The following is a 1736-nucleotide window of genomic DNA, read 5'->3' as shown; positions in this document are numbered from 1 at the left end:
AACTTGAATTCGGCAAGTAAAAAGTTAAAGTAGTTCTTTTTAGATTTTTGCCGTTAAAAAATCATTTCAATCTTTAAAAATAAAATATTTTATTGCAAATTAAGTTTCCAAATTAAATAGTCGTTAAAACTACAGATTTTAGACGCACTTAGCTAAACTATGTTTTTAATAGCTTAAAATTAATTTAAACTGTATCGGTAGTTTTAGTTTAATATCATCTGCTTTCTAAAATTAATCAAAGCAGTTCTAAGATGTTCAATTGTTTTTTCAAGCAGCTCATTTGGAGCATAGCGGATGTGTTTGTACCAGCCGCTGCCACAAATATTACCTGCTATTCTATAAAAGATTCTTCTTAATGTTGTTATCTCATGATGATGCATGTTTTTAGGTAAGAAGGTTCTCTTAAACCAGTTATTTAAGTTAAATGCAATCATTTTAATCAGTAAATATAGCTCATTACATTTATGGTTAATCTGAGTATTTTGGTCAAAGGCAAAGCCTTCTTTTAGCTCATCGATCTTGTTTTCAATATTGCAGCGTTGATTGTAGTCATTAAATACTTCTTCAGCAGTTAGATAGTCTACATTGGTGACGATAGCCTGATACTCATAGGTAAACTCTTCAAACAGCATCTGCCCTTTTTTGTTGCATTTAGGCAGAGACTTTTTGATCAAAACAAAGCGTCGTTCTCTATCCCAGCTTTTTAGTGGGATTCTAATTTCAGTAACACTAAAAGTGTTATCGATTTTGACCCAGGGATATTGATCAGGATTTTCATTAGCATAATCAATAATCTTTTTGACACCATTTTGCATTTTAGCTTTGATTATGTATTCAATACCGTTATCTTCACAGTATCTGAAGTTTTTCTGATCAAAGAAACCTCTGTCAGCTCTGATTCTTTTTAGATACCAGGTTTCAGGCAGAGTTTCAATACAGGATTCTAAAAATTTAAGAAATTCATGGTTGCTGTGATGAGTCCCTTCTTCTAAAGTTAGATTAAGTAGTTCATCAGTTTTAGAGATAATTGCTACTTTTTCTTTAAAGGATGGTCTGCCTTTATATCTGGGATTATATCCATTTGCAGAACCTTCCTGATTGCCAAAAACAGTGCACACTGTATCATCAAAATCGAGAATCACTTCTCTGGGAGCCTGGTTTTTAGCCATCAGAGAAAGAAGATCCTTATTAAGTTTTCTTAGTTCATTTCTACTTTCTTCTGGCAGAGCTTTTAGAAGATCTCGGCATACTTTTTCACTTGGAACATTAAATTCTTTAATTTTAAGATAGCCAGCATCCTGTCTTAAGTTTTCAAAGTGAGAAAAACGAGAATAACCCAGGATAGATCCATCAACCATAAAATCAATAATATCAGCGGGTTGAAAAGTAGCATTTGAAGCTTTTCGATAGCTAATATTATTTGAAATCAAAGATTTAAAGTCTATAATTGATTTAGCAGCTTCAAGATAAGTAAAAGATGGAACATTGGAAACTGTATTATTGTTAAATTTTGCAGGAATATTAAATTTGTTAAAACTATTTATTTTATTGTTGTTTTGTGGTAAACTCATATCAGAATCTCCTTTTTGGTTTTGGTATGGTTTTTTTGCCTAAAAACATTTTACCATAAAACCAAGAGGAGATTCTATTTTTTTATTCAAAAAAATTTGAACTAGATTTACTGTTTAAAGACTATCATAACTGGATTCGGTATTTTTACTTGCCGAATTCAAGTT

The 1736-nt window shown here is 31.1% G+C and carries 1 protein-coding gene; it reads right to left on the bottom strand.

Translation table 11 applies throughout. The features are described from left to right. Nucleotides 1-203: 203 nt before the first annotated feature. Nucleotides 204-1571, bottom strand: a complete 1368-nt coding sequence (locus C7958_RS15470) for an IS1380 family transposase (RefSeq protein ID WP_111573565.1) — start codon at nt 1569-1571, stop codon at nt 204-206. Nucleotides 1572-1736 lie beyond the last annotated feature (165 nt).

Origin of the sequence: Halanaerobium saccharolyticum (genome assembly GCF_003259895.1) — a bacterium.
GTDB lineage: Bacteria > Bacillota > Halanaerobiia > Halanaerobiales > Halanaerobiaceae > Halanaerobium > Halanaerobium saccharolyticum_A.
Note: the sequence above shows the minus strand (reverse complement) of the source record. Positions and strands in the feature narration are given on the sequence as shown.

Coding starts and splice junctions, on each gene's coding strand:
- C7958_RS15470 (WP_111573565.1), bottom strand. CDS start 1,571: ATGAGTTTACCACAAAACAACAATAAAATAAATAGTTTTAACAAATTT.